The 26,275-nt window shown below is 62.8% G+C and carries 21 protein-coding genes and 1 tRNA gene; 14 read left to right on the forward strand and 8 right to left on the reverse strand.

All coding sequences use genetic code 11. The features are described 5' to 3' along the window. The first annotated feature begins 5 nt into the window (after positions 1–5). Both WOB96_RS11435 and ilvB read left to right on the forward strand, forming a co-directional pair. A complete protein-coding gene (locus tag WOB96_RS11435; RefSeq protein WP_341371427.1) occupies positions 6–254 on the forward strand; it encodes a hypothetical protein in 249 nt (82 codons plus the stop codon). A 203-nt stretch (positions 255–457) separates the two neighbouring features. Beyond that, positions 458–2,293 (forward strand): biosynthetic-type acetolactate synthase large subunit, encoded by a 1,836-nt coding sequence (gene ilvB / locus WOB96_RS11440; RefSeq protein ID WP_341371428.1) that lies wholly within the window; start codon positions 458–460, stop codon positions 2,291–2,293. Between the two features lie 51 nt (positions 2,294–2,344). Here the strand turns inward: ilvB and dinG are convergent, their stop codons facing one another. Together dinG and WOB96_RS11450 are read right to left on the reverse strand one after the other, a co-directional pair. After that, on the reverse strand, positions 2,345–4,471 hold the full coding sequence (gene dinG / locus WOB96_RS11445) for an ATP-dependent DNA helicase DinG (protein ID WP_341371429.1): 2,127 nt from the start codon (positions 4,469–4,471) through the stop codon (positions 2,345–2,347). Positions 4,472–4,570: 99 nt separating this feature from the next. Beyond that, on the reverse strand, positions 4,571–4,693 hold the full coding sequence (locus WOB96_RS11450) for a hypothetical protein (protein ID WP_341371430.1): 123 nt from the start codon (positions 4,691–4,693) through the stop codon (positions 4,571–4,573). A 127-nt stretch (positions 4,694–4,820) separates the two neighbouring features. Between WOB96_RS11450 and WOB96_RS11455 the strand changes: the two genes are divergently transcribed. Together WOB96_RS11455 and parC are read left to right on the forward strand one after the other, a co-directional pair. Further along, positions 4,821–6,803 (forward strand): DNA topoisomerase IV subunit B, encoded by a 1,983-nt coding sequence (locus tag WOB96_RS11455; protein ID WP_341371431.1) that lies wholly within the window; start codon positions 4,821–4,823, stop codon positions 6,801–6,803. 13 nt (positions 6,804–6,816) lie between these two features. Then, on the forward strand, positions 6,817–9,123 hold the full coding sequence (parC, locus tag WOB96_RS11460; RefSeq protein WP_341371432.1) for a DNA topoisomerase IV subunit A: 2,307 nt from the start codon (positions 6,817–6,819) through the stop codon (positions 9,121–9,123). On the opposite strand, the gene WOB96_RS11465 is transcribed toward parC, so the two are convergent. Beyond that, entirely contained in the window at positions 9,120–10,082 is a 963-nt protein-coding gene (locus tag WOB96_RS11465; RefSeq protein ID WP_341371466.1) for a YihY/virulence factor BrkB family protein, read from the reverse strand. The genes parC and WOB96_RS11465 overlap by 4 nt on opposite strands. A gap of 146 nt (positions 10,083–10,228) precedes the next feature. On the opposite strand from WOB96_RS11465, the gene WOB96_RS11470 reads away from it, so the two are divergent. Further along, positions 10,229–10,894: an ankyrin repeat domain-containing protein gene (locus WOB96_RS11470; protein ID WP_341371433.1), complete on the forward strand. Its 666-nt coding sequence runs from the start codon at positions 10,229–10,231 to the stop codon at positions 10,892–10,894. A gap of 136 nt (positions 10,895–11,030) precedes the next feature. Here WOB96_RS11470 and WOB96_RS11475 read toward each other — a convergent pair whose 3' ends face one another. Continuing rightward, a complete protein-coding gene (locus WOB96_RS11475) occupies positions 11,031–12,203 on the reverse strand; it encodes a MalY/PatB family protein (protein WP_341371434.1) in 1,173 nt (390 codons plus the stop codon). Positions 12,204–12,410: 207 nt separating this feature from the next. Between WOB96_RS11475 and WOB96_RS11480 the strand changes: the two genes are divergently transcribed. The 7 genes from WOB96_RS11480 (at position 12,411) to WOB96_RS11510 (ending at position 18,465) form a co-directional block, all read left to right on the forward strand. Next, the gene (locus WOB96_RS11480; protein WP_341371435.1) at positions 12,411–12,905 is read left to right on the forward strand and encodes a hypothetical protein; all 495 of its coding nucleotides are present in this window, start codon (positions 12,411–12,413) and stop codon (positions 12,903–12,905) included. An 8-nt stretch (positions 12,906–12,913) separates the two neighbouring features. Then, positions 12,914–13,354: a DUF421 domain-containing protein gene (locus WOB96_RS11485; protein WP_341371436.1), complete on the forward strand. Its 441-nt coding sequence runs from the start codon at positions 12,914–12,916 to the stop codon at positions 13,352–13,354. Between the two features lie 63 nt (positions 13,355–13,417). Continuing rightward, entirely contained in the window at positions 13,418–14,455 is a 1,038-nt protein-coding gene (locus tag WOB96_RS11490) for an agmatine deiminase family protein (protein WP_341371437.1), read from the forward strand. Further along, the gene (locus WOB96_RS11495; RefSeq protein ID WP_341371438.1) at positions 14,452–15,342 is read left to right on the forward strand and encodes a carbon-nitrogen hydrolase; all 891 of its coding nucleotides are present in this window, start codon (positions 14,452–14,454) and stop codon (positions 15,340–15,342) included. Before WOB96_RS11490 ends, WOB96_RS11495 begins: the two co-directional genes overlap by 4 nt. Positions 15,343–15,409: 67 nt before the next feature. Then, positions 15,410–15,484, forward strand: a tRNA-Val gene (locus WOB96_RS11500). Positions 15,485–15,708: 224 nt separating this feature from the next. Continuing rightward, positions 15,709–17,868, forward strand: coding sequence for a CHASE domain-containing protein (locus tag WOB96_RS11505; protein ID WP_341371439.1), 2,160 nt, complete (start codon positions 15,709–15,711; stop codon positions 17,866–17,868). 189 nt (positions 17,869–18,057) lie between these two features. After that, positions 18,058–18,465, forward strand: a complete 408-nt coding sequence (locus WOB96_RS11510; protein WP_341371440.1) for a hypothetical protein — start codon at positions 18,058–18,060, stop codon at positions 18,463–18,465. Between the two features lie 131 nt (positions 18,466–18,596). Here WOB96_RS11510 and WOB96_RS11515 read toward each other — a convergent pair whose 3' ends face one another. Together WOB96_RS11515 and WOB96_RS11520 are read right to left on the reverse strand one after the other, a co-directional pair. Beyond that, positions 18,597–18,977, reverse strand: a complete 381-nt coding sequence (locus tag WOB96_RS11515) for a DUF3135 domain-containing protein (RefSeq protein WP_341371441.1) — start codon at positions 18,975–18,977, stop codon at positions 18,597–18,599. 156 nt (positions 18,978–19,133) lie between these two features. Further along, positions 19,134–19,628: a SprT family zinc-dependent metalloprotease gene (locus tag WOB96_RS11520; protein ID WP_341371442.1), complete on the reverse strand. Its 495-nt coding sequence runs from the start codon at positions 19,626–19,628 to the stop codon at positions 19,134–19,136. A 194-nt stretch (positions 19,629–19,822) separates the two neighbouring features. On the opposite strand from WOB96_RS11520, the gene WOB96_RS11525 reads away from it, so the two are divergent. Further along, positions 19,823–20,122 (forward strand): hypothetical protein, encoded by a 300-nt coding sequence (locus tag WOB96_RS11525; protein ID WP_341371443.1) that lies wholly within the window; start codon positions 19,823–19,825, stop codon positions 20,120–20,122. Positions 20,123–20,132: 10 nt separating this feature from the next. Here the strand turns inward: WOB96_RS11525 and WOB96_RS11530 are convergent, their stop codons facing one another. Beyond that, positions 20,133–21,059, reverse strand: coding sequence for a YihY/virulence factor BrkB family protein (locus tag WOB96_RS11530; protein WP_341371444.1), 927 nt, complete (start codon positions 21,057–21,059; stop codon positions 20,133–20,135). A 281-nt stretch (positions 21,060–21,340) separates the two neighbouring features. Continuing rightward, positions 21,341–25,225, reverse strand: coding sequence for a phosphoribosylformylglycinamidine synthase (gene purL, locus WOB96_RS11535; RefSeq protein ID WP_341371445.1), 3,885 nt, complete (start codon positions 25,223–25,225; stop codon positions 21,341–21,343). A 207-nt stretch (positions 25,226–25,432) separates the two neighbouring features. Between purL and WOB96_RS11540 the strand changes: the two genes are divergently transcribed. Next, on the forward strand, positions 25,433–26,230 hold the full coding sequence (locus tag WOB96_RS11540) for an inositol monophosphatase family protein (protein ID WP_341371446.1): 798 nt from the start codon (positions 25,433–25,435) through the stop codon (positions 26,228–26,230). The last annotated feature ends 45 nt before the right edge of the window (positions 26,231–26,275 follow it).

Raw genomic sequence — 26,275 nt, forward strand, 5'->3', positions numbered from 1 at the left:
ATAAGATGCATCTCTCCAAAGAACAGACAGTTCACCGCATCATCGAACGTATCGAAGAACAACAGCGCCGTATCCGGGAAGAACGCGCCAAGCGTCAGCGGGGCGAACCCTACCTGACCGAGGACCAGGTGAGGGTGGAAGTCGCCATCAAGTACCTGCGGATCGAGGCCAGCTGGCCATCTGGTGCCACTGAGGCCCCCAGTCAGCCACGGCTACATCATCCGGTAGCGCCTTTCTCAGGCCGCCTTCATTGACCCCCGCATGCCCTGCCAGCAACGGATCGGCGCCAGCCAGCAGCTCCCGGACTCGTGACTTTTGCGCGAAAATATGATAACCAGATAGGTCTAATCTTTTCTGGATCTTCTCTCTTCACCTGACAGCCGTCCCGCCGCTCTGAGGCGCCGGCTTTCCATGGCGCAAGGGAGAAGCCGTCTGCCGCAGCGCTTCGAGAGACCCGATGCTTAAAGAGAAAACTGTCAAACACCCCCTGGCCGGTCAGACCATGACGGGCGCCGATATCATTCTCCAGGTACTGAGCCAGGAAAGCGTCGATACGGTATTCGGCTACAGTGGTGGCGCCATTCTGCCGACCTACGATGCCATCTTCCGCTTCAATGCGGAACGCGAGGAAAAGCCCGAGGCGCAGATCCGCCTTGTCGTGCCCGCCAACGAGCAGGGTGCGGGCTTCATGGCGGCCGGTTATGCGCGCGCCAGCGGCAAGGTGGGCGTGTTCATGGTCACCTCCGGCCCCGGCGCCACCAATGCCGTCACGCCCATCCGCGACTGCATGGCCGATTCGGTGCCGGTGGTGATGATCAGCGGCCAGGTTTCGCGCGCCGCCATCGGCACGGACGCCTTCCAGGAGGCGCCGATCTTCAACATCATGAGCCCCTGCGCCAAGCATGTGTTTCTGGTTTCCGACCCTGAGAAACTGGAGGAAACGCTGCGCACGGCCTTCGAGATCGCCCGCACCGGCCGACCCGGCCCGGTGGTGGTGGATGTTCCCAAGGACGTGCAGAACTGGTGCGGCATCTTCAAGGGCGAAGGCAAGCTCGACATCAAGGGCTACCGCCAGCGCATGAGCGCACTGCGTTCGGCGCTCTCCGACGAGCAGGCCGACAGCTTTTTCGAGCTGCTGGAACGTAGCGAGCGTCCCCTGCTCTACGTCGGCGGCGGTGTGATCAGCGGCAATGCGACCGAGACCCTGCGCCAGTTCGCGCATCGTTTCCAGATCCCGGTGGTGAACACACTCATGGGTATCGGCAGTCTCGACAGCCGCGATCCCCTGGCCCTGCACATGCTGGGCATGCACGGCACGGCCTACGCCAATTATGCGGTCGAGGACTGCGATTTCCTGATTGCCGTGGGGGCGCGCTTCGATGACCGGGTGGCGGGCAACATCGAGCAGTTCGCGCCGAATGCCCGCGCCATCGCGCATATCGACATCGACGCCTCGGAAATCGGCAAGGTGAAGCTGGCCCACTGGCATCATGTCGGCGATGCCCGGGAGACCCTGGAGCAACTGCTGGAGAGTGGCGAACACTTCAGCAAGGATCATTCTGCCTGGCTGGGGCATCTGCAGGAGCTGCGCGCGCGCCATCCGATGAACTATGACCGCGACAGCGCCTTGGTGCAGCCCTACTACGTGCTGGAAGAGCTGAACCGCATCACCCAGGGCCAGGCCATCGTCAGCACCGGCGTCGGCCAGCACCAGATGTGGGCGGCGCAGTACCTCGATTTTGCCCACCCGCGCAGCTGGCTGACCTCGGGCAGCATGGGTACCATGGGTTTTGGCCTGCCGGCGGCCATCGGCGCCCAGATCGCCTGCCCCGACCGGCTCGTCATCGACGTCGATGGCGACGGCAGCATCCGCATGAATCTCGGCGAGATGGAGACGGTCACCACCTACAATCTGCCGGTCAAGATCCTGCTGCTGAACAATGTCGGCGATGGCATGGTGCGCCAGTGGCAGAAGCTTTACTTCAATGACCGTTTCGCCGCCAGCGACAAGTCCCTGCACCAGAAGGATTTCGTGCGGGCGGCCCAGGCCGACGGTTTTGGTTTCTCCAAACGCCTGGACCGCAAGGAAGATGTGCGCGGCGTGCTGGAGGAGTTCCTGGCCTATCCCGGCCCGGCCTTCCTGGAGGTGATGATCGATCCGGATGCCGGCGTGTATCCGATGGTGGGCCCTGGCATGGGCTATCGCAACATGATCACCGGCGAACACATCCCCTGCCGTGACATGCAGGAGGACAGTGCCGGCAGGAGCGCGCCGGCCTCGGACATGTTCTGAGGCACCGGCTTTTCCTGCAGGAGAAAAAGCCCCGGCCTGGCCGGGGCTTTTTCATGCCACTCGCCCGCGCCCTTCACCCTCGATGCAGCGCCTGAAGGGCGGCAGGGCGGCGAGCATCTGCCGACCGTAGCGCATGCTGACCAGGCGCCGATCGAGGATGATCACCCGCCCGTGATCGCTTTCGGCCCGCAGCAGCCGCCCGGTGGCCTGCTGCAGCTTGCGGCTGGCCTCGGGCACGGTGATTTCCATGAAGGGATTGCCGCCGCGCGCTTCCACCCACTCGGCATAGGTGGCGGCAATGGGATCGGAGGGCACCGCAAAGGGCAGCTTGGCAATCACGACACAGGTGCACAGCTCGCCCGGCAGATCCAGCCCTTCGGCAAAGCTGTCCAGGCCAAACAGCACGCTGCCCTCCCCCGCCTGGATGCGCTCGGCGTGCTGGCGCAGCAGTGCCTGCTTGCTGCCGCTGCCCTGCTGCAGGACCAGGGCCTGCCAGGGCGGGCTGAGCAGGGTGGCGACCTCCTCCATCTGCCGCCTGGAGCTGAACAGCACCAGCGAGCCCTCGCCGGGGTCAAGCAGCGCCTCCAGCTTGCTGGCGACCTCGCGGGTATGTGCTGCACTGTCGCGCGGATCGCTGCTCATCAGGGGCACATGCAACTCTGCCTGGCGGGCGTAGTCAAAGGGCGACCCGAGCGCGAGATATTGCACATTGCCCAACTGGTCCAGACCGGTCTTTTCGGCAAAGAAGTCGAAGCGCCCGAGCGCGGTCAGGGTGGCCGAGGTGAGCACGGCGGCATCGATGCGCGGCCAGAAATGCGTGTTGAGCACGCCGCGGGCCTCGGTCGGGCTGGCGCAGACCAGATAGTCCCATTCGCGGTTATTGTACTGGGCACGGATCCAGCGGGCGGTCGGCGCGCTTTTGGCGACATCGGCGGCCAGCATCATGTTCCAGAGTGATAGCGCGTTTTCCAGGCGACCGATGAGAAAGCCGAGATCCATGGCCGGTTTTTCGCTCTGGTCGGCGCTCAGCTTGCGCTCCTCGATGGCCTGCTGCAGCTTGTCCTTGAGCCGGTTGGCAATGCTCGCCAACTCGCGCAGGGGCGCCAGCACATTGTCGCCCAGGGGGCGCAGCTCTTCCGGAAAGCGGCCATCGGCAAAGCGCAGCAGCTCGGGGTCGTCATCGCGCCCGCCACTGCCCTGGCCGCTCTGGCGCCACTGATCCAGGGTGCGGGCAAGTTCCATCAGCGCCTGTACCAGCTCCTGACCGAGACTCTCGGCCTGGGCCGCCTGCTTGACGGTGTCGCCCTGCAGCAGCACGGCGGCCTTGCCGGCCACGCTGCCGACCTGCTCGACCCAGCTCATGGCGCCACGCACAGTCATGGCCCCGGCAAAGCGCTCGATGGCGGTATCCGGCAGGTGATGCGCCTCATCGAGGCAGTACAGGCTCTTTTGCGGATCGGGCAGGATGACCCCGCCGCCGAGGGCGAAGTCAGACAGGAGCAGGTCGTGATTGGTGACGATCACGTCCGCCTCGTTCAGGGCCTCGCGGGCACGGAAGAATGAGCAATCCTTGACGTAGGGACAGCGGCGCCCGGTGCAGCTATGCCGGTCATTGGCGATCTGGCTCCAGAGCCGATCCGGGATGGCATCGGGCCAACTGTCGCGCTCGCCGGACCAGCGTTCCGGCAGACTGTCGGCCATGCGCTGCAACAGATCACTCTCGCGCGCCTCGCCACTTAGCTCAAAGAGCGCGAGATTGGCCGGGCCGCCTTCGCTCAGGGCCCGCAGGTTGCGCTCACAGACATAACGCGAGCGTCCCTTGGCCAGGGCATAGCTGAACTGCAGCCCGCTATGTTCGGCAAAGAAGGGCAGATCCTTGTGGAGGATCTGCTCCTGCAGAGCCACGGTCGCGGATGAGATGATGAGCTTGCGGCCCATGCGCAGGGCGAGCGGCAAGGCCCCCACCAGATAGCCGAGCGTCTTGCCGGTGCCGGTCTGGCCTTCCACCACCAGCACGGCGGGATCACTCGCGGGATTGGCGCGGAGGGTGGCCAGGGTCTTGGCCACTTCGGCAATCATCTTGCGCTGTTGCGGGCGCGCGCGAAAGCCGGGCAGGGAGGCGCCAATCCGGGTCAGCGCCGCGCGTATGTCGTTTTTTGCTTCATCATCCAGCATCATGAATATCACCAGAACCCGATTGAGCGAACTGCCATCTGAGACAACATTATACTTTAAGCGGGATTTTCGATACAGCCCGGGAACCGGGGCCACAGCCATTCAGTATCCGGCATCCGGCAGCGCCGCCCTGGCAAGTTTTATTGAAATCATTGATGCGGCATAGCCAGCATTCACCTTGTATTTTTCATTAAAAGTTCCATATCGGCGCATATTTTTAATCATGTAGCACCTTTTCACTTATTTAGTAAATTGTGCTACAATCACCCGCATCGGGGCCGCAGAAAAATCGGCCAGATCCCGCAATACCGCTCATGATCCGGTGCCGGGACCCGGGCCTACTGGAGTAAATATGGCACAAGTCAAAAAAGTCTATGATGAATCGAGCATCCGTGTGCTGCGCGGCCTGGAACCGGTCAAGGAACGGCCAGGCATGTACACGCGCACGGACTCTCCGACCCATATCGTACAGGAAGTGATCGACAATGCCGCCGATGAGGCCCTGGGTGGGCATGCCAGCCGCATCGTCGTAACCCTGCACACCGACGGCTCGGTCAGTGTCGAGGACGATGGCCGCGGCATCCCGGTGGGCCAGCACCCCGAGGAGGGCGTATCCACGGCGGAGGTGGTCTTCACCCGCCTGCATGCCGGCGGCAAGTTCAACAAGCGCGATGGCGCCGGCGCCTATGCCTTCTCCGGTGGCCTGCACGGTGTCGGCGTATCGGTGACCAATGCCCTCTCGACCCGGCTGGAACTGCGCATCAAGCGCGATGGCCATGAGCATACGATGGCCTTTGCCGGTGGCGAACCCGTCACGTCCCTGACCCGTGGCGCGGCGCTCAAGGCCAAGCGCCAGACCGGCACGCAGGTCAGGGTCTGGCCCGATCCGCGCTACTTCGACAGCCCGAAGGTGTCGCTGGCGGAACTGGAGCGCACCCTGCGCGCCAAGGCGGTGCTGCTGCCGGGCGTGGAGGTCGTGCTCTATCTGGAGCAGCGCGAAGGGCCGGCCGAGATGCGCACCTGGCGCTACGAGGGCGGGTTGCAGGCCTATCTGGCCGAACTGAGCGCCAATGCCGAAACCGTGGGCGCGATCTTTGCCGGCGAGCGCTATTGCAAGCAGAGCGAGCAGTTTGCCGATGGCGAGGGCGCGGCCTGGGCCATGACCTGGCTGGTGGAAGGCGAGGCCGCGGGCGAGAGCTATGTCAACCTCATCCCGACACCGGCCGGCGGCATGCATGAAACCGGTCTGCGCGCCGGGGTATTCGAGGCAGTGAAGGCCTTCGCCGAGCACCACAGCCTGATCCCGCGCGGGGTAAAGCTCACCGCCGAGGACGCCTGGGCGCGGGTAGCCTTCGTGCTCTCCGCCCGGGTGCTCGACCCGCAGTTTCAGGGCCAGACCAAGGAAAAGCTCAGCTCGCGCGATGCCGTCAAGCTGGTTTCGAGCATGGTGCGCGACCCGCTGGAGCTTTGGCTCAACGAGCACATTGATATCGGGCGCAAGATCGCTGAACTCGCCATTCGCCAGGCCACGGCGCGGCTGAAGCAGGCGCAGAAGGTCGAAAAGCGCAAGTCCAGTGGTGTCGCCGTGCTGCCGGGCAAGCTGACCGACTGCGAATCGCGGGATGCCAGCGAGACCGAGCTCTTTCTGGTGGAGGGCGACTCCGCCGGCGGCTCGGCCAAGCAGGGCCGCGACAAGCGCTTTCAGGCCATCCTGCCCCTGCGCGGCAAGGTACTCAACACCTGGGAGCAGGATCGCGACCGGCTCTTCGCCAATCAGGAAGTGCATGACATCGCCGTGGCCATCGGCGTCGATCCGCATGGGCCGCAGGATCAGCCGGATCTCTCCGGACTGCGCTACGGCAAGATCATCATCATGTCCGATGCCGATGTCGATGGCGCGCATATCCAGGTGCTGCTATTGACGCTCTTTTTCCGCCACTTTCCCCAGCTCATCGGCAAGGGTCACGTGCATATCGCCCAGCCGCCACTGTTTCGGGTGGACGTGCCCGCCCAGGGCAAGGGCAAGCCGTCGCGCAAGCTCTATGCCCTGGATGATGGCGAGCTGAATGTGATCGTGGACAAGCTGCGCAAGGAAAAGGTGCGTGAGGGCGCCTGGTCGGTATCGCGCTTCAAAGGCCTTGGCGAGATGTTCCCGGAACAGCTCTGGGACACCACCATGAACCCCGATACCAGGCGACTGGCGCCGGTAGGCATTCGCTTGGGCGCCGAGGCCGAAACCCGTACCCGCTTTGATCTCTTGATGTGCCGCAACGAGGCCGCCGGACGTCGTCAGTGGCTGGAAGCCCGCGGCAATGAAGTCGAAGCCGATATCTAGTTGAAGGATGGATATGGATACCCTGGATCTGTTTGAAACGACCGAGGCCGGCAAGCAGCCGCCCAAGACCCCTCCCGCCCCGCCCGCAGCGGCGGACGCTGGCGATTTTCTGCCATTAGGGGACTACGCCGAGCGCGCCTATCTGCAATATGCCATGAGCGTGGTCAAGGGCCGCGCCCTGCCGGACGTGGCCGATGGCCTCAAGCCGGTGCAGCGGCGCATCCTGTTTGCCATGCGCGAGCTGGGGCTGGGCGCCAGCGCCAAGCCGGTCAAGTCGGCGCGCGTGGTCGGTGAGGTGCTGGGCAAGCTGCACCCGCATGGGGATGCCTCCGCCTATGACGCCATGGTGCGCATGGCGCAGGACTTCAGCCTGCGCTATCCCCTGATCGACGGCCACGGCAATTTCGGCTCGCGTGATGGCGATGGCGCGGCGGCCATGCGCTATACCGAAGCGCGGCTCTCGGCCTTTGCCGAACTGCTGCTCGCCGAGATCGACCAGGGCACGGTGGACTTCGTCAGCAACTACGACAACACCCTGGAAGAGCCCCAGGTCCTGCCAGCGCGCCTGCCGGTGCTGCTGCTCAATGGCGCCTCGGGCATTGCCGTGGGCATGGCCACCGAGGTGCCGTCGCACAACCTTGCGGAGGTGGCGGAAGCCGCCGTTGCCCTGATCCAGAATCCGCAGCTCGATGTTAATGATCTCCTGCGGATCATACCGGGCCCGGATTTCCCCGGCGGTGGCCAGATCATCAGCAGCCCGGAAACCATTCGCGACATCTACAGCAGTGGCCGGGGCAGCCTGCGGGTGCGGGCGCGCTGGCGCATCGAGAAGCTGGCGCGCGGCCAGTGGCAGGCAGTCATCCATGAACTGCCGCCCCAGACTTCGAGCCAGAAGGTGCTGGAAGAAATCGAGGAGCTCAGCAATCCGCGGGTACGCGCCGGGCGCAAGGAACTCAGCGCCGAGCAGCGCCAGTCGCGTCAGGCCATTTTAAGCGTGCTGGACGCCGTGCGCGACGAGTCCGGCCGCGAGCATGCCGTGCGCCTGGTGTTCGAGCCCAAGTCCTCGCGTCAGGACCCCGAGGAGTTCATGCAACTGCTGCTGTCGCTGACCTCACTGGAAGGCAATGCGCCGATGAATCTGGTCAGCATCGGTCTGGATGGCCGGCCGGCACAGAAGAACCTCAAGGAGATCCTGGCGGAATGGATCGCCTTCCGCTTCCAGACCGTCACCCGCCGCAGCCGCCACCGGCTGGAGAAAGTGGAAGCGCGCATCCACATCCTCGAAGGCCGGATGATTGCCTTCCTCAATATCGATGAAGTCATCCGCGTCATCCGCGAGGCCGATGATCCCAAGGCTGACCTGATCGCACATTTCGCGCTCTCGGAAACCCAGGCCGAGGATATCCTCGAAATCCGCCTGCGCCAGCTCGCCCGGCTTGAAGGCATCAAGATCGAGCGCGAGCTTGGCGAACTGCGCGAGGAACGCGGGACCCTGCTGGAATTGCTGGATGACACCGGCAAGATGCGCCGCCTGATCATCAAGGAAATCCGCAAGGATGCGCAGCGCTTTGGCGACGCGCGCCGCACACTGATCGAACAGGCCGTGACCGCCAGCGCCAAGCCCGCTGCCGTGCTCGATGAGCCGGTCACGGTCATCCTGTCGCGCAAGGGCTGGATTCGCAGCCGCACAGGGCATGGGCTGGATGCCGGCGGGTTCAGCTTCAAGGAAGGCGATGGCCTGCTGGCCACCGCTGAACTGCGCAGCACCGAAAGCGTACTGCTGATGGATGATCAGGGGCGCGCTTATACCCTGCCCGCCGCCAGCGTTCCGGGCGGGCGTGGCGAAGGCGTGCCGGTCGGTACCCTGCTGGAGCTGCCGAAAGGCGCGCGCATTCAGTTCATGCTGAGTAGCGGGCCGGAACAGCGCTGGCTGCTGGCCAGCTCCGATGGCTATGGCTTTATTGCAGGCACGACTGATCTGCAATCCCGCGTGCGCGGCGGCAAGGCCGTGGTGAATCTGAGCGAAGGCGCGGCACTGCTGCCGCCAATCGCGGTCGCCGAGCAGGATGAGCTGGTCCTGCGAACGCTAACCGGTCGCCTGCTGATCTACCCGGCCGGCGAGATCCGCAGCATGGCCCGTGGCCGCGGGGTGCAACTGATGGCGCTGGCCGCTGGCGACCAGCTCGCGGAGATCCAGATCCTCGGCGAGGGACTCACCGTGCCCGGCAAGCGCAAGCCGCAACAGCTCGGCAAAGCGCAACTCGCTGCATTCCGGGGTAAACGTGGCGGGCGCGGCAAGCTGCCCGGCGAGGGCCGCTAAGGCACCTTGCCCAGGGTATCGGCCACATAGGCATCCCGCTCGCCCATGGGCTGGGGCTTGCCGGTGGTGGTGTCCTTGGCCGTCTGGTGCTCCATCTCGGCATTGAGCTCGGCGCCAAGCAGGATGATGAAGGCCGAGTAGTAGAACCACATCAGCAGGATGACCACCGCGCCCAGCGATCCGTAGGTCTTGTTGTAGTTGGCGAAGTTCTCGACGTAAAACGAAAAGCCCAGCGAACCGGCGACCCACATCAGGGTTGCCACCACAGCACCGGTACTGACCCAGCTCCAGCGCGGCTCGCCGCGGCTCGGCGCATAGCGGTAGAGCACCGCCAGCAATACCATGACGATGCCCGCCAGCAAGGGCCAGCGCAGCAGTCTGAGCGCAATCTCGACCACCCAGCCCAGGCCGATGAAGTTGAAGATGATCGGCATCACGACCACCAGCATCAATGCAAACACGAAAAAGAGCAGCACGCTGATGGTCAAGCCGATTGCCGTGAGATTGAGCCGGATGAATCCCCGTTTTTCATGCTCATGATAGGCGATGTTGAGCGCCGTGATCAGGGCCTTGACCCCACCCGTAGCCGACCAGAGCGTCAGCAACAAGGCGCTGACGAAGCCAAGGCTCAGGGCAGAGCCAGAATGCGAGGTGATGCTCGTAAGCTGCTGATTGAGGGTCGCCAGTGCATCGCGCGGCAGAATCCCGACCAGCGAGTTGATCTGATTCTGCACATCCACCGGGTCTGCGAGCAGGCCATACAGGGAGACCAATGCGGCCAGCCCCGGGAAGACCGCCAGAAAGAGGTAAAAAGCGGTACCGGCGGCAGTGATCGAAAGATTGTCGTCACTGATGCTTGCCTTGACACGCAGCAGGACGTCCCGCCAGCCAGGTTTGGGAATCTCCTGCGGCACTTGCGCGCTGCGGCCGCGATCACGTTCAGCCGGCTCGTCGTGCATGATCAAGCTCGCCTCCAGACTTTGATTTCCGGGAATCAGCGGCTATTATCCTAGACATTTCGGGTGGTTCCCGTATCTAGACAAAGGCGGAACCCCTGCCCTGTTTCATCCATGCGCGGCCTTCCCGGGCAAAGTGAATCTAGTCCATGAATAATCGCACCATCAAGCGCCTGATCCTGCTGGCAGGACTTCTCGTGTCCACTGGCATGCTCCCCGCAGAAGCGGGCGACCTGATCAGCAGCGTTCGCCAGGGCGACACTGCCAGCGTCCGCCAGCTCATCGAGTCCGGTGCCGATTTCAATCAGGCAGGCCCCTACGGCACGACCCCGCTGATGTTCGCCGCCATGTATGGCTGGCAGGACATCGCGCAGATGCTGATCAGCGCCGGGGCGGACATCAATGCCCGCAACCAGGACAATGGCACCGCCCTGATGATTGCCGCGCACAAGGGCAATGCCGCTCTGGTACGGCAGTTGCTCAGCCTTGGCGCGACGCCAGACATCAAGAACCGCAGCGGCGCGACCGCGCTGATGCTGGCGGCGCATCGGGGCCATGTGGCCACAGTGCAGACCCTGCTCGCCGGCGGGGCCGACATCAATGCCCAGGACCTCGGCGGCTGGACGCCGCTGTTTTTTGCGGTCAACGAAGATCACCGCCAGGTTGCGAAGCTGCTATTGGAGGCTGGCGCCAATCCACGATTGCTTGCAAAGGACGGCAGCTCCGCGCTGGAGCTGGCCAAGCGCCAGAATGATCCGGTCCTGATCCAGTTGCTGCAGCGTTGGGGAGTGCCAGAGGAAGCGCGGGAGAACTAAAAAACCCGGCTTGGCGGCCGGGGGGAATTTATTGTTATCAAGCCTGAAGTCAGGCAGGTAATGTTTTTTTTGTGCTACCCACCCATTACCTGAATGGAGAGATAGGCGACTTCCCCCAACTCACAAGGTTTGCTGCTCAGTCTTTTGTCGTATGCGCTTTCATGGCAGCCGACATGCGAGTCAGCGCCTCGTCGAGCGTGGCGCGCGGGCAGCCGAAATTCAGGCGCACAAAGCCAGGCGCCCCGAAATCCGTCCCCTCCGACAGCCCCACCCCGGCCTGCTCGAAAAAGCGCCCCGCCTGCATGGGATCAATCGCGCGGGCATCAATCCAGGCCAGATAGGTCGCCTCGACCGGGCTCATCGACAGGCCCGGCATGGCGGCCACCGCCTCCGCCACCCGCGCCAGGTTGCCACGTAGATAATCCAGCAGGGCGGCATGCCAGGCCTGCGCCTGCGTATAGGCGGCCAGGGCCGCGCTGAAGCCCAGCACGTTCACCTCCGGCACGGCGCCGGCCTTGGCATCGCGAAAGCGCCGGCGCAGATCGGCATCGGGAATGATGGCAAAGGAAAAGCCCAGGCCTGGAATGTTGTAAGTCTTGCTCGGTGCCATCAGGGTGATGCTGCGCCGGGCAATCTCCGCATCCAGACTGGCCAGCGGAATGTGTCGGCGGGACGGATCGAGCACCAGCCCATCGTGGATTTCGTCGCTGCAGATCGTCAGGTCATGACGTTCGCAGAAAGCCGCCAGGTCGCGCAGCTCCGTTTCGGTATAGACCCGGCCCACCGGATTGTGTGGATTGCACAGCAGCAGCAATCGGGTATCGGGCGTGATGGCCGCCTCCAGCCGTTCGAAATCGATGCTGTAATAGCCCTGGTCATCACGCGCCAGCGGCACATCGATCAGACGCCGATCCGAAGCAGCCGGCGCTTTCAGGAAGGGCGGATAGACCGGCGAGAGGGTCAGGACGGCCTCCCCTGGCTCACCCACGGCCCGGCAAGCCAGATGCAGGCCCGGCACCAGGCCCGGCAACCAGACGATCCAGTCCGGCCACACCTGCCAGCCATAAACCCGCAAGAGGTGCGCCTGAATCGCATCCAGCAGATCATCCGGCGCATTGCCATAGCCAAACACGCCATGCGCGACCCGCGCCTGCAGGGCCTCGATCACTGCCGGCGGGGCGGCGAAATCCATGTCCGCCACCCAGAGCGGCAGAATGTCCCGACCCTTGTAGCGGTCCCACTTGACGCTGCCCGTCCCGCGCCGCTCGATGGGGATGTCGAAATCAAACCGGCCGTGCTCTACTGCCATGCTGCCCCCCTTTCCTGACAAGTTCTAGTGGACATACTATCCCGCCCGGCGGGCAGAAAATGCAAATTCGACAGCCCGCGTCCTCATCAAAGCGAGCCTGGTCTTCTTGGAGCGAAAGCCCGATGGTATTCACCCGGCGCGCGGTTTAAGAAATGGATCACAGGCCGCGCGTCTGCAAGGCGGCAAATTGCCCGGAGATAGTTCCGCATGCAAAAGGACATCCGTGAGCTTGAGAAGGAACTGAGCTTTCAAAAACGGCTCTGGAAGACGCAGCGCATTGGCTGGATTACGACGGGCCTGCTCCTCCTGGCGGCCGTGCTTGGCCTGCTCGGCTCCGGCGGTCCACTCAATGAGACTGAACTGCACAGTGCGGACGGCCGTGTACTGGTGAGTTATGACCGCTTCATCCGTTTCGATGCGCCTGGCACGCTGCGAATTAAACTGCCTGCACAAGGCAGCATTGCCAGACTTTGGCTGGACAAGGATTACCTGAACGCGCTCGACATTCAGTGGATCACCCCAGGTCCGCTGCGCGTCAGCGCTGACTCTTCAGGGCTCACCTACGAATTCGCCCCCACAGCCCCAGGCACCAGCCTCCCGGTCGAAATAAAGTTCCAGACCCAGACGGTCGGATCCTTGCAAGGCAGACTGAGGCTTGAAGACGGAACCATTCTGGGTTTCACTCAGTTCAGCTATCCCTAGGAGGCTGCATGGAATCCGTGCTCCGCGCCCTGGCGGTCTACATCTTCATCTGGCTGATCTTCCGTGTCTCCGGCAAACGCTCTCTCGCTCAGATCACGACCTTCGACTTTGTACTACTGCTCATCATCAGCGAGGCCACTCAACAGGCCCTGCTCGGCCAGGATTTTTCGGTCACCAACGCCGTGATCGTCATCAGCACCATGGTGGGTCTGGATATTGCCCTGTCCCTGGTCAAGCGCCGCTCGCCGCTGATGGGACGGCTGATCGACGGCGTACCCATGATCATCGTCGAGGATGGCCAGCCCTTGCTGGATCGCATGTACCGGGAACGGGTGGAACTCGAAGACGTACTCGCCGCCGCGCGCGAATCCCAGGGCCTCGAACGGCTCGATCAGATCAAGTATGCCGTGCTCGAACGCAGTGGTGGCATCAGCATCATTCCCAAATGAAGCGCTGCTGGTCTCACCGAAAAACGCAAGGTATCATCGGCGCGAAACGTTTGAGGACTCGCCATGTCGCAATACATCCTTCCCCCGGAATGGGCGCCGCAGAGCGCCGTGCAACTCACCTGGTCCCATGGCGACAGCGACTGGGCGCCATATCTGATTGAAGTGGAGCCCGTGTTCGTCGAGCTGGCGCGCCAGATCAGCCTGCGTGAAAAAGTACTCATCGCCTGCCATGACGAAGACCTGCGCGAACACGTCCGCACCCTGCTGCACAGGGCAGGCGTGAACGAGCAAAACCTGCGCCTCCTGGTCGCGCCCAGCAACGACACCTGGGCCCGGGACCACGGCCCGATCACCGTGTTCGATGGCGGCAAGCCCTGCCTGCTCGACTTCGGCTTCAATGGCTGGGGCCTCAAGTACCGCGCCAACTTCGACAACCAGATCACCCGTCGCCTGCATGCCCAGGGCGCCTTTGGCGACGCCCCGCTCCGGACCATCGGCATGATTCTCGAAGGTGGCGGCATCGAAAGCGACGGCCAGGGCACCCTGCTGACCACGGCCGAATGCCTGCTCTCGCCCAACCGCAATCCACACCTGAGTCCTGAGGAGTTGGAAGCGGAACTCCGCCGCCTCTTTGGGGTCCAACGCGTGCTCTGGCTGCATCACGGCTATCTGGCGGGCGACGATACCGACAGCCATGTCGACACCCTGGCGCGGCTTTGTAGCGCGGACACCATCGCCTACGTGCGCTGCGATGACCCCGCCGACGAGCATTTTGAGGCCCTGATGGCCATGGAGACAGAGCTGCAGGGTTTTCGCACCCTGGATGGCAAGCCCTACCATCTGGTGCCCCTGCCCTGGCCCGCGCCCAGGCGCAATGCCGAAGGTGATCGCTTGCCCGCCACCTACGCCAATTTCCTGATCATCAATGGCGCGGTGCTGGTGCCGACCTATCGTGACACGCAAGACGCCGCGGCCCTGAGCGCGCTCGCCGCCTGCTTCCCGGATCGCGAGATCATCGGCATCGACTGCAGTCCGCTCATCCAGCAGTTCGGCAGCCTGCATTGCGTCACCATGCAAATTCCCGAAGGAGTGGTCCCTTGAACAAACGCATCCTGCCGGTCGGCCTCGTACAGCAAGGCTGCAGCGAACACCGCGAGAGCAACCTGGAAACCAGTTTCGCCGGGGTGCGCGAGGCCGCGCGCCGGGGCGCGAAGCTCGTGCTGCTGCAGGAGCTGCATACCGGTGTCTACTTCTGCCAGACCGAGGACACGGCGCGTTTCGACCAGGCCGAGACCATCCCCGGCCCCAGCTCCGAGGCCCTGGGTCAGCTGGCGCGGGAACTCGGCATCGTCATCGTCGGCTCGCTGTTCGAGCGCCGCGCGCCGGGCCTGTACCACAATACCGCTGTCGTGCTCGACAGCGACGGCCGCCTGGCGGGCAAGTACCGCAAGATGCACATCCCCGATGACCCGGGCTTCTACGAGAAATTCTATTTCACCCCCGGCGACCTCGGCTTCGAGCCGGTGGATACCAGTATCGGCCGCCTGGGCGTGCTGGTCTGCTGGGACCAGTGGTACCCCGAAGCCGCCCGTTTGATGGCCCTGGCCGGTGCCGAACTGCTGCTCTACCCCACCGCCATCGGCTGGGATCCGCGCGACGACGAGGCCGAGAAAACACGTCAGCGCGATGCCTGGATCATCAGCCAGCGCGCCCATGCCGTGGCCAATGGCCTGCCGGTGCTCGCCTGCAACCGCACCGGCTTCGAACCGGACCCCAGCGAGAAGGGCCCCGGCATCCAGTTCTGGGGATCGAGCTTCGTCGCCGGCCCGCAGGGGGAATTTCTCGCCCAGGCACCCATGGATCAGGAAACGGTGCTCGTGACCGAGGTCGATCTCGACCGCTCGGAAGACGTGCGCCGCATCTGGCCCTTCCTGCGCGACCGGCGCATCGAGTCCTATGGCGATTTGCTGAAGCGCTATCGGGATTGATGTCCAGTCAGGATCCTGCACTGGCTTGACCCGGCCGGGAACCGGCCGATATAATGGCCGCCAATTCGGGTGGTTAGCTCAGCGGGAGAGCATTGCCTTCACACGGCAAGGGTCACAGGTTCGATCCCTGTACCACCCACCAATTTTTGTCAGGGGAAACTCACATTTCTCCGCTGCTTGCAGGTTCGCCCACCCCGACTGGGCCGGCTGCATTCATTACAAAATCCTTTCTCAGTCCAGATGTCCAGCATGCCGGAGATGGCAGAGTGCCGATGTTGCCCCACGGATGTCCTCCAATAAACATCTGGAACATGGCCTATGGGCATAATCCCTGAAAAAGATCGTGTTTCCCCGCCTTCAGGGCTCATGCGGATGCCGTGGCCCTGGATCGTTCTGCTCATTGCCCTCCTGCTTACATTCATCGGCTGGCGCTGGAGTTCCGAGGTCGTGGTCGATAACGCCAGACTCCGTTTCAACAGCCAGGCGGAAGACGCCCGCCTGATCCTGCAATCCCGGCTCAACAACTATGCCCAGGTGCTGCGGGGCGCGGCCGCCCTTTTGGCTGCTTCCAAGGGCGTTACCCGACAGGAGTGGCGCGAGTATGTCACTTCATTGAGATTGGGCCATTTCCTGCCGGGAATCGCGGGCCTGGGCTACGCGCCCTATCTGCGCGCGGATGAAAAAACCCGATTCGAGCAAGGCGTCCGGGAGGAAGGTTTCCCGGATTTTGCAATCTGGCCCAAGGGTGATCGCAAGCATTACGTCCCGGTGAATTACATCGAGCCCTTTGCCGGCGCGAACCTGCGGGCCTTCGGTTATGACATGTATGATGACCCGGTACGCCGGGCAGCGATGGACAGGGCGCGCGACAGCAGCCAGATAGTGCTGAGCGGGAATGTAGGGCTCGTGCAGGACGGTGACCAGCAGCCAGTGTCTGGCTTTCTGCTGTATGCGCCCGTTTACGATTACCGGCTGCCACTCGCCACCCTGAGCGAACGACGCGCTGCCATTCGCGGCTTCGCCTATATCCCTTTCCGCCTGGAAGAACTGATCAGCGACACCCTGGGCAACAGACAACAGGGCATCATGCTGCGCATCTATGAGGGGTCCCGGCCGGATCCAGCCAGGCTGCTGTATGTGTCCCGTGAAGAACCGCGCGGCCACCGGCTTGTACATGTTCCACTCTTCACACGATCGTTGCCGCTGGAGTTCGGTGGTCAGACATGGACCCTGCTTTTCGAGAGCCAACCTGCCTTCTACCTGACCCTGGACCGGCTGACGCCCATGCTGGTGCTGGTTGGCGGACTGTTGCTGAGCGTCCTGCTCTTCGGCATTACCTGGTCACTCACCCGCACGCGGGAACGCGCCCAGGCCCTGGCCATGCAAATGACCGAGGAACTCAGGGAAGGCGAGGCACGCTTTCGCGCCACCTTCCATCAGGCAGCGGTCGGCATGACCCAGAGTTCTCCGGAAGGCCATCTGCTCCAGGTCAACCAGCGCTTCTGCAGTATGCTTGGCTATGACAGACCGGAAGAATTGCTCAACCGACACGTTCTGGACCTGTCCCCGCCAGACGACCGGGAAGCCCATCGGCGCTTGCGCGAGAGCGTGCTCAATGGTCAGGCATCGAGTTATGTTCTCGAGAAACGCTATCTCTGCCGCGATGGGCGAATGATCTGGGGACGCCTGACGGGTTCCCTGGTGCGTCATGCCAACGGCGAGCCACATTATCTCATCGGCATCGTGGAAGACATCACGCAAACGAAAGAGGCCACTCAGGCACTGCAGGAGAGCTATGAAAACCTCAAACAAATGCATCAGGAACTGGAATCCTTCAGCTATTCGGTGTCCCATGATCTGCGTACCCCCTTGCGCGCCATCGAAGGCTTTGCCCTGATCCTGCAGGAGGATTACCGGGACAGGCTCGACGAGGAAGGATTCTCGCATCTGCAGCGCATCAGGATGGCGAGTCAGCGGATGGCCGGCCTCATCGACGCACTTCTGAGCCTGGCACGCGTGAATCGCCAGCAACTTGCCCGCGAGGAGGTGAACCTCAGCGCGAAGGCGAGCGAGATTGCGCAGTCACTCAAATCTTCCCAGCCGGGGCGGCAGGTCGACTTCATCATAGCATCGGGAGTTCGGGCCATTGGCGACCCTTACATGCTGGAAGCCGTGCTTGAAAACCTGCTGGGAAATGCCTGGAAGTTTACCAGCCCCCGCCCCAGAACCGTGATCGAATTCGGTGCTTTCGAACTGAATGGCGAAAAGATTTTCTTTGTCAAAGACAATGGCGTGGGATTTGACATGGCCTACGTGGACAAGCTCTTCGGCGCATTCCAGCGCCTGCACAAAGCCGACGAATTCAAGGGCTATGGCATTGGGCTGGCGACCGCCCAGCGCATCATCCAGCGGCATGGTGGGCGAGTCTGGGCTGAAGGATCACCAGGACAGGGCGCCACCTTCTATTTCACCCTGAATCACGCAGCCGGCACTGCAATGCCGGAAAAGAAGACCGCCTCGATGTAGCAAACCGGCAGCAACAAAAATGCGGGCGGTTGGAGCACTGACATCTGCATGTCACTGCCCTGGCCGCGCCGCATGGATACCACTATCCACTGAAGATCGTGGATATTACAGCCTTACAGAACTTCAGCCTGCGGTCTGAACCTTTGGCTTTCTGCCACGACGACCGCGTCTTGGCTGAAGCTGCTGCTGATGCGCCTGGCCTTCCGCGCGGATCTCATCGGTCAGGGCAGGATTTTCGGCGAGTTCACGCTGGGTGCGAGCAACGGCGCCAAGCACGAGCGCCGAATCCCATTCAGGAACCAGTTGAAATATCTGAGCGACAAGCATACGGCGCTCCTGTTCCATGGCCTTGCGGGCCCTGCCACCTTCTTCCAGCCGCTTGATCTTGGCTTCAAGACTTTCCAGCTGCTGCTTGGCACGCGCCTCTATCTGACGGCGCTTTTCAGCCAACTCTGCAAGACGGTCCTCCCGGGTTTTCCGGCTTCTCTTACGCTGAACGTTTTCTGCTGTTTCCATTTCTTATCCTCAACTAAAAACGAAAGCCCCATGCTCTCAGCCACTGTTGTATTCTGGCAATTATATATAAAAAAGCAATGATGTCACCCCGCAATGGAGTTGCATTTTGCAACAGCACATTCATTATGCATTTTTTAATTAAATATCAAGGCACTTGGAATTTAAAGAAGGTCGAGGAATGACATTGCCGAGCTGAGCTGAAAGTTCAGGCGTCAGGAAGTGGTATGCATCCGGTCCGGAAAGGGGATCACACGCGCAAGCGGAGGCTGTGCTTCAGCAGTGAATTTGCGGGGGCTCTCTGAGCTGGCATTGATCAACTGATTCATGGATGCCTGCAAACCACCAGGTCCCAGCAGGGCCTGCCACATCATGTCGGATATGCGCAGGCAGGCGGCCAGAGGGGTACGCGCGCGCCGCCGCTCCAGGTCCAGCCGGAACTGCAATCCTTTCAGGCGTGCACGACGCGCGTCGGGGGCACTTTGTATGAGCTGTTCGATCAGCATGCGCCGTCGCATCTCGAAGACCTCCGGGTCCTGTGTCGCCAGCCGGGACCATGCGTCAAAATCGAAATCTTCCGCCCTGAAGCTTTCCACGCTGCAGCCCTCCCTCTCCGACAAGACTCGCGAATCATCATGCCGGGAGCGAACAAGGCAGACCATCGACCAAAGGGCCGGCCTTGCCACATTTCATCAGCGCTTACCAGGTTGCTTTAGGGGACTGCGTATTTCCAGTCCTGGCCTTGCCAATGCTCAATTCCGCAATACGAGCCTGGACTGGCAGCGCCGGCACTGGTAAGTGGCCTCGCCGCGCAGGACGCGATTGTGCCGTCTGGCGCCGAGCAAGTGGGTACTGCATTGGCACTGATACTGAAATTGGCGCTGCGGACGCCGGATTTCCTCGACCTTGAAGTCATGGCAGCGGCTTGGTTCGGCCCCCATGCGTCGCATCAGATCCTGCCAGAAACGACCATGGGGCCGATCCGCAATGCCCAATTGCCGGTGCCAGAGATGGCAGAGCTCATGGGGGATGACGTTTTCGAGAAAGGCTGACAGATTGCCTTCTAGAAGGGCCCGGTTCAAACGCATCCGGTTGGCCGGCCAGATCGCCTGGCCCGCGGCCCTGCCCCGCAGGTCGTAGCTGACCAAAGGCTTGCGAATCCCGTGCAGCTCGCAGAGCAGATTTACCCTGCCCTCAACCAGTGATTGAAGCTGTTCGATGGGCAAGGCCCGGAGGGTTTCGCTCAAATTCTTTTCCGCTCCTGACATTCTCAATTATCCCGTTCACACCAGCCACGCCAGATCCGGCCTGCCTGCGACCCGCTGCTGCCCGGCAATGCTCTCACCTTCGGCCCCGCAGGGCTGTCGTCGGATAGCGCCAGCGAACTTAAGCTGCTTTAAACAATCTTAAGTCTAGACGCTGATAAAGCAAGGGAGAGCCTATGCCAGCCGTCGACCAAGCGTCGCTGAAGGAACTGTACAACCGCCTGGACGAAAGCATTCAGCTCAGCAGCAAGGAAGACTTGGCGGTCTGCACCCGTATGCTGGTGCTCGAGCTGGCATATCTCAAGGTCCGGCACACGGTGCTGACCCAGCAGATTCCGGGCGACCTGCAGAACCTCAGCCCGGCACAGTTGCAGAAGGTGCTCAACGAGGCCTATCAGGAGTTTTCACTGATCCTGGCCCAGGCGCGGGAAAAGGACGAAAAGGTCATCCCCATGAAGAGCAAGTTACAATCCTGAACGGCTGATTTCAGGGCTGCTGCCCCTTGCTGGTGCCTTTTGCTGCCTTCACGATCTCGGCGTTGACCACGCCCCCGAGAATGATGACGTTGCCGGTGATCTGGAACCAGAGCATCAGCACGATGACCGCCCCCAGACTGCCGTAAATACTGCCGTAGTTCCCGAAATTCTGCACGTAAATGGTGAATCCGATGGAAGCCGCCAGCCAGATCACCAGGGCCAGCAGGGCACCGGGCGAAAACCAGTGCCATCCGGTATGGCAGGCGGGCGCAAAGTAATAAATCAGGGAGAGCATGAGCAGGGCCAGAGAAAGCTGCAGGGCCCAGCGCGTGATATCCCAGGCGAGCGCCCAGACATCCCCCCCAGGTACGTAGGTTTCAAGGAAAGCACTGACCACCGGGCCGAGCGCGACCAGGATCAGGTTGGAAAACAGCAGCCCGCCTGCCGTCAGCAACAGCCACAGGGCCGTCAGATGCAGGTGGAGATAATGCCGGTCCTCCTCGACGCCATAAGCGTGATTCAGGGCCCTGATGATGGCCAGAAAGCCGCGACTGGCACTCCAAATGGCAAACAGCGCGCCAAATGAAATCAATCCCGGATTCGGCTTGCCGAAGATCTCTTCCACGGTGTTTCGCAGGAGAGAGGCCGCTTCCGGGGGGGCGTATCGTACCAGTAGATTCATGATCTGGTCCGGCGCAATTTCCAGATAGGGAGCAACACCCGTCAACAGAATGAGCAGCGGAAACAGGGATAGCAGAAAGGAAAATGCCAGATAGCCCGACCAGGCCAGGAGACTTGCCTCCTCGAACTGAAACCACACGCGTTTTGCCAGGGTCCAGATGGAGAGTCCCCCGAGGGCCCAGAGATTGATACCGCTACGGCGCATGGCGGGCCAGTGCAAGGGAAACGCATTATGAGATAAACGCAGGGGCCTCATGATGTCGGATTCCCTGAAAGGAACATGCTTGCCTGGAAGATAAAATTCAGGCCCCGATGGGGCCTGACGGAATCGAGCAATATCTGTTCTAAACCAGGCCAAGCACCCGCAGAACCACGAATATGACGACAATGGCGCCAATTATGTAAAGCACATTATACATAAATGCTCCTTTTGCTATGTGGGCCGGAAGGCTAAGGCAGCCTGCAGTGATTCTCGCCATTTGGTCCGTACGGCAACAGATCCTTTAGACCTAGCACCATCGGATCGGCATCAGGCATTTATCCCACCCAATGCCGGGCATTGCGGAACATGCGCAACCAGGGGCCATCCTCGCCCCAGTCGGCCGGATGCCAGGGGAATTGCACGGTGCGGAAGGAGCGCTCCGGGTGCGGCATGGCAATGGTCACGCGCCCGTCGGGCGTGCTCAACCCGGCGATGGCGTCCTGCGAGCCGCTGGGGTTGAAGGGATAGCGCTGGGTCGGCTGGCCGTGGTGATCCACCCAGCGCATCGTCACCAGCGCTTGCGCCTGGGCCGCATCCTGCGCGCTGCGGAATTCGGCGCGGCCCTCCCCGTGTGCGAGTGCGATCGGCAGACGCGAACCTGCCATGCCCTGAAAGAAGATCGAGGGGCTCGGCGCCAACTCCACCATGGCATAGCGCGCCTCGAACTGCTCGGAGCGATTGCGCATGAAACGCGGCCAGTGATTGGCGCCCGGAATCAGCTCGTGCAGGGCGGACAGCATCTGACAACCGTTGCAGATACCCAGCGCGAAGCTGTCGGCCCGCTCGAAAAAGGCACTGAATTCGTCCCGCGCGCGGGCATTGAAGAGGATGGACTTGGCCCAGCCATCGCCGGCGCCGAGCACATCCCCATAGGAAAAACCGCCGCAGGCCACCGCACCCTGGAAGTCCGCCAGGCTCACCCGGCCGCCGATGATCTCGCTCATGTGCACGTCGATTGCGGCGAAGCCGGCGCGATCGAAGGCCGCGGCCATCTCGGTATGGCCGTTGACGCCCTGCTCGCGCAGGATGGCCACGCGCGGGCGCACGCCAGTGTTGATGAAGGGCGCGGCAACATCCTCTGAAGGATCGAAGCCGAGCTGCGCGTGCAGGCCGGGGTCATTGGCGTCCAGCAGGGTATCAAATTCCTCCACGGCGCAGTCAGGGTTGTCGCGCAGGGCCTGAATGCGATGACTGGTCTCGGTCCAGGCACGCTGCAGCTCGATGCGCGATGCTTCAAGGAGCACCTTCTCGCCCAGACGGATGCTGATGTGATCATCGGCTGCAGGCACGCCCAGGACATGGCAGCAGTCAGCCAGACCCTGGCTGGCCAGGATCTCCTGCACCCGCGCCCGGTCCGCCGAGCGGAACTGCACCACCGCCCCCAGTTCCTCATTGAAGAGACTGGCCAGCGGGTCCGCACCCAGGGCGGCGACATCCACGCGCAGACCGCAATGCCCGGCAAAGCCCATCTCGCAGAGCGTGGCCAGCAAACCGCCGTCGGAGCGGTCATGATAGGCCAGCAGCAGCCCGTTGCTGTTGAGTTGCTGGATCGCCGCAAAAAAGCCCTTCAGAAGCCTTGGATCATCCAGATCGGGCGGCGTATCGCCCATCTGTCCATGCACTTGCGCCAGGGCCGATCCTCCCAAGCGGTTGCGGCCCCGACCAAGATCGATCAGCAGCAGCTCGGTGTCCCCATTCGGCAGCAGTTGCGGGGTGAGCGTGCGGCGCACGTCCATCACCCGCGCGAAGGCCGAGACGATCAGCGAGATCGGGGCGGTCACGGCCTTATGTTCGCCATCATCCCCCTGCCAGACCGTGCGCATGGACATGGAATCCTTGCCCACCGGGATCGAAATGCCCAGCGCCGGACAGAGTTCCATGCCCACCGCGCGCACCGTGTCATAGAGCCCGGCGTCCTCGCCGGGATGCCCGGCCGGCGCCATCCAGTTGGCCGAGAGCTTGATGTCCTCGATGCGCTCGATGCGCGCGGCGGCGATGTTGGTGATCGCCTCGGCCACCGCCATGCGGCCGCTGGCGGCGGGATCGAGCAAGGCGAGCGGCGTGCGCTCACCAATGGCCATGGCCTCGCCGAGATAACCCTCGAAGCTCATGGCCGTAACGCCGACATCCGCCACCGGGACCTGCCAGGGCCCGACCATCTGCTCGCGGCAGACCAGGCCACCGACACTGCGGTCGCCAATGGTGATCAGGAAGGCCTTGGACGCCACGGTAGGCAGGCGCAGAACGCGGTAGACAGCATCCTGCAGATCGATTTTTGAGGTCTCCAGCGGCTGGCGCGGGCGTTCGAGGTGATGCGCCTCACGCGTCATGCGCGGCGGCTTGCCGAGCAGCACTTCCATCGGCATGTCCACCGGCTTGTTGTTGAAATAACTGTCTTCCAGCACCAGGCGCTGCTCGGCCGTGGCCTCCCCCACCACCGCATAGGGGCAGCGTTCGCGCTCGCAGAAGGCCCTGAAGGTTTCGAACTGCTCGCGCCCGACGGCCAGCACGTAACGCTCCTGGGCCTCATTGGACCAGATCTCCATGGGCGACATGCCCGGTTCCTCGTTGGGCACGGCGCGCAACTGAAAATGCCCACCCCGGCCGGCATCATTGACGAGCTCGGGGAAGGCGTTGGAAATCCCGCCGGCGCCGACGTCGTGAATGGAGACCACGGGGTTGGCGTCGCCCAGGGCCCAGCACTGGTTGATGACCTCCTGGGCACGGCGCTGCATCTCGGGGTTGCCGCGCTGCACCGAGGCAAAATCCAGATCCTCATGGCTCGATCCGGTCGCGACGCTGGAGGCCGCCCCGCCGCCAAGACCGATCAGCATGGCCGGCCCGCCGAGCACGATCAAGAGCGCCCCGGCGGGGATCTCGTCCTTTTGCACGTGCGACTCGCGGATGTTGCCGATGCCACCGGCGAGCATGATGGGCTTGTGATAGCCGCGCCGCTCACCCTTGTAATCCAGCTCGAAACTGCGGAAGTAACCCGCGATGTTGGGCCGGCCGAATTCGTTGTTGAAGGCCGCCGCCCCGAGCGGCCCCTCGATCATGATATCCAGCGCCGAGGCGATGCGCCCGGGCTTGCCGTAAGCGGGCTGCTCCCAGGGCTGCTCGAAGCCCGGGATCAAGAGGTTGGAGACGGTGAAGCCCGCCAGTCCGGCCTTGGGTTTGGCGCCCCGCCCGGTCGCGCCCTCGTCGCGGATCTCGCCGCCCGACCCGGTCGCCGCGCCCGGAAAGGGCGAGATGGCGGTCGGGTGATTGTGCGTCTCCACCTTCATCAAAATATGCACCGGCTCCGCATGATGCCGGTACTCCTGATCTTTGGGGTCGGCAAAGAAGCGGCTGCTGGCAAAGCCCGCCATCACCGCCGCGTTGTCCTTGTAGGCCGACAGCGTGCCTTCGGGATGCAACTGATGGGTGTTGCGGATCATCTGAAACAGCGACCTATCCTGCTTTTCGCCATCGATGACCCAGTCGGCGTTGAAGATCTTGTGCCGGCAGTGCTCGGAATTGGCCTGGGCGAACATCATCAGCTCGACATCGCTGGGATTGCGCCCGAGTGCCTGGAAGTTCTCGACCAGATACTCGATCTCGTCCGGGCTCAGGGCCAGCCCCAGTTCCAGATTGGCCGCCGCCAGTGCCGCCGTGCCACCCGTCAGGATGTCCACGCTGCGCAGGGGCGCGGGCGCGGTGTGCTCGAAGAGCCGCGCCGCCTCACCGACATCCCGCACCACAGTCTCGGTCATGCGGTCATGGATCAGGGGCAGCACGAGCTGGATTTCCGAGGCATTCAGGGGCTTGCCATCGACCGTGTCCAGATGGTAGGCAATGCCGCGCTCCAGGCGGCGGATGTTTTCCAGACCGCAATGCTGGGCGATGTCGGTGGCCTTGCTCGACCAGGGCGAGATCGTGCCGAAGCGCGGGATCACCAACAGCATCTCGCCGGCGGGTGTGCCAGCGGGCAGACTCGGGCCATAGCTCAGCAGGCGTTCGAGTATCGCCTGCCGGCCTGCATCCAGCTCGCCATCGAGATCGATGAAATGCATGAACCCGGCCTGGACACGCTGGATGCGCGGGAGTTTTTGCTGGAGCGCGCTGAGGAGCTTTTCGAGACGGAAGGCGGACAGGGCGGCGGAGCCACGGTGCTGGAGCATGGAGCGGACCTTGTATTGGGGTTCGGACACCTGCGAAAGACAGGCGCCAGTCGAGCGCGGATTATCCCATGAGGCGGGGACCCGCGCCAAGGTCGTTCAATGCCTTCATCGGGCGGCAAGTGCGCCCCTGCCCATGACCACGCCTCGCATTTGCGCTATACTTCGCGGCCAAACCTGCTGATCCACTCGCCTGCAGAGGTCCGATCCATGCACCCGATGCTGAACACCGCCGTACGCGCCGCCCGCAAAGCCGGAGATGTCATCAACCGCGCCCTCAACCGGATCGGCGACCTGAACGTGACCGCCAAGACCCGCAACGACTACGTGACGGAGGTCGATCACGCGGCGGAGGCGGCCATCGTCGACATCATCCGCAAGGCCTATCCCAGTCACGGAATCCTGGCCGAGGAAAGCGGGCGGCAGGAGGGCGACGATTATCAGTGGATCATCGACCCCCTGGATGGCACCACCAATTTCATTCATGGATTGCCGCAGTTCGCGGTGTCGATAGCATTGCTGCATCGCGGGCGGATCGAGCAAGGCGTGATCTTCGATCCGGGGCGCAACGAGCTCTTCACCGCCTCGCGCGGTGGCGGGGCGCAGGTGAACGATCGGCGCATGCGGGTGAGTCCGGCGCGCAGCCTGGAAGGCACCCTGCTTGGTACCGGCTTTCCCTACAAGGACCAGTCCTACATGGACGAGTACCTGGCCACCTTCAAGGCGCTTGCTGCCCAGACTGCGGGCATTCGCCGGCCGGGGTCGGCGGCGCTCGATCTCGCCTATGTCGCGGCCGGCCGTTATGACGGCTTCTGGGAATTCAATCTGAGCCCCTGGGATATCGCGGCTGGTGTGTTGATGGTGCAGGAGGCCGGTGGCATGGTGACGGACTTCGGCGGCGGCGACAACTATCTGGAAAGCGGCAACGTGCTCGCCAGCAACGGGCGGCTGCACACGCCGATGCTGAAGATCCTGCGCGACAACCTGCCCCAAGAGCATCGCAAGTAAATCTCAAGGCGTGGTGGACAGCCCCAAGCATACCCCGATTATGTC

The sequence above is a fragment of the Thermithiobacillus plumbiphilus genome (assembly GCF_038070005.1).
Classification (GTDB): Bacteria; Pseudomonadota; Gammaproteobacteria; order Acidithiobacillales; family Thermithiobacillaceae; genus JBBPCO01.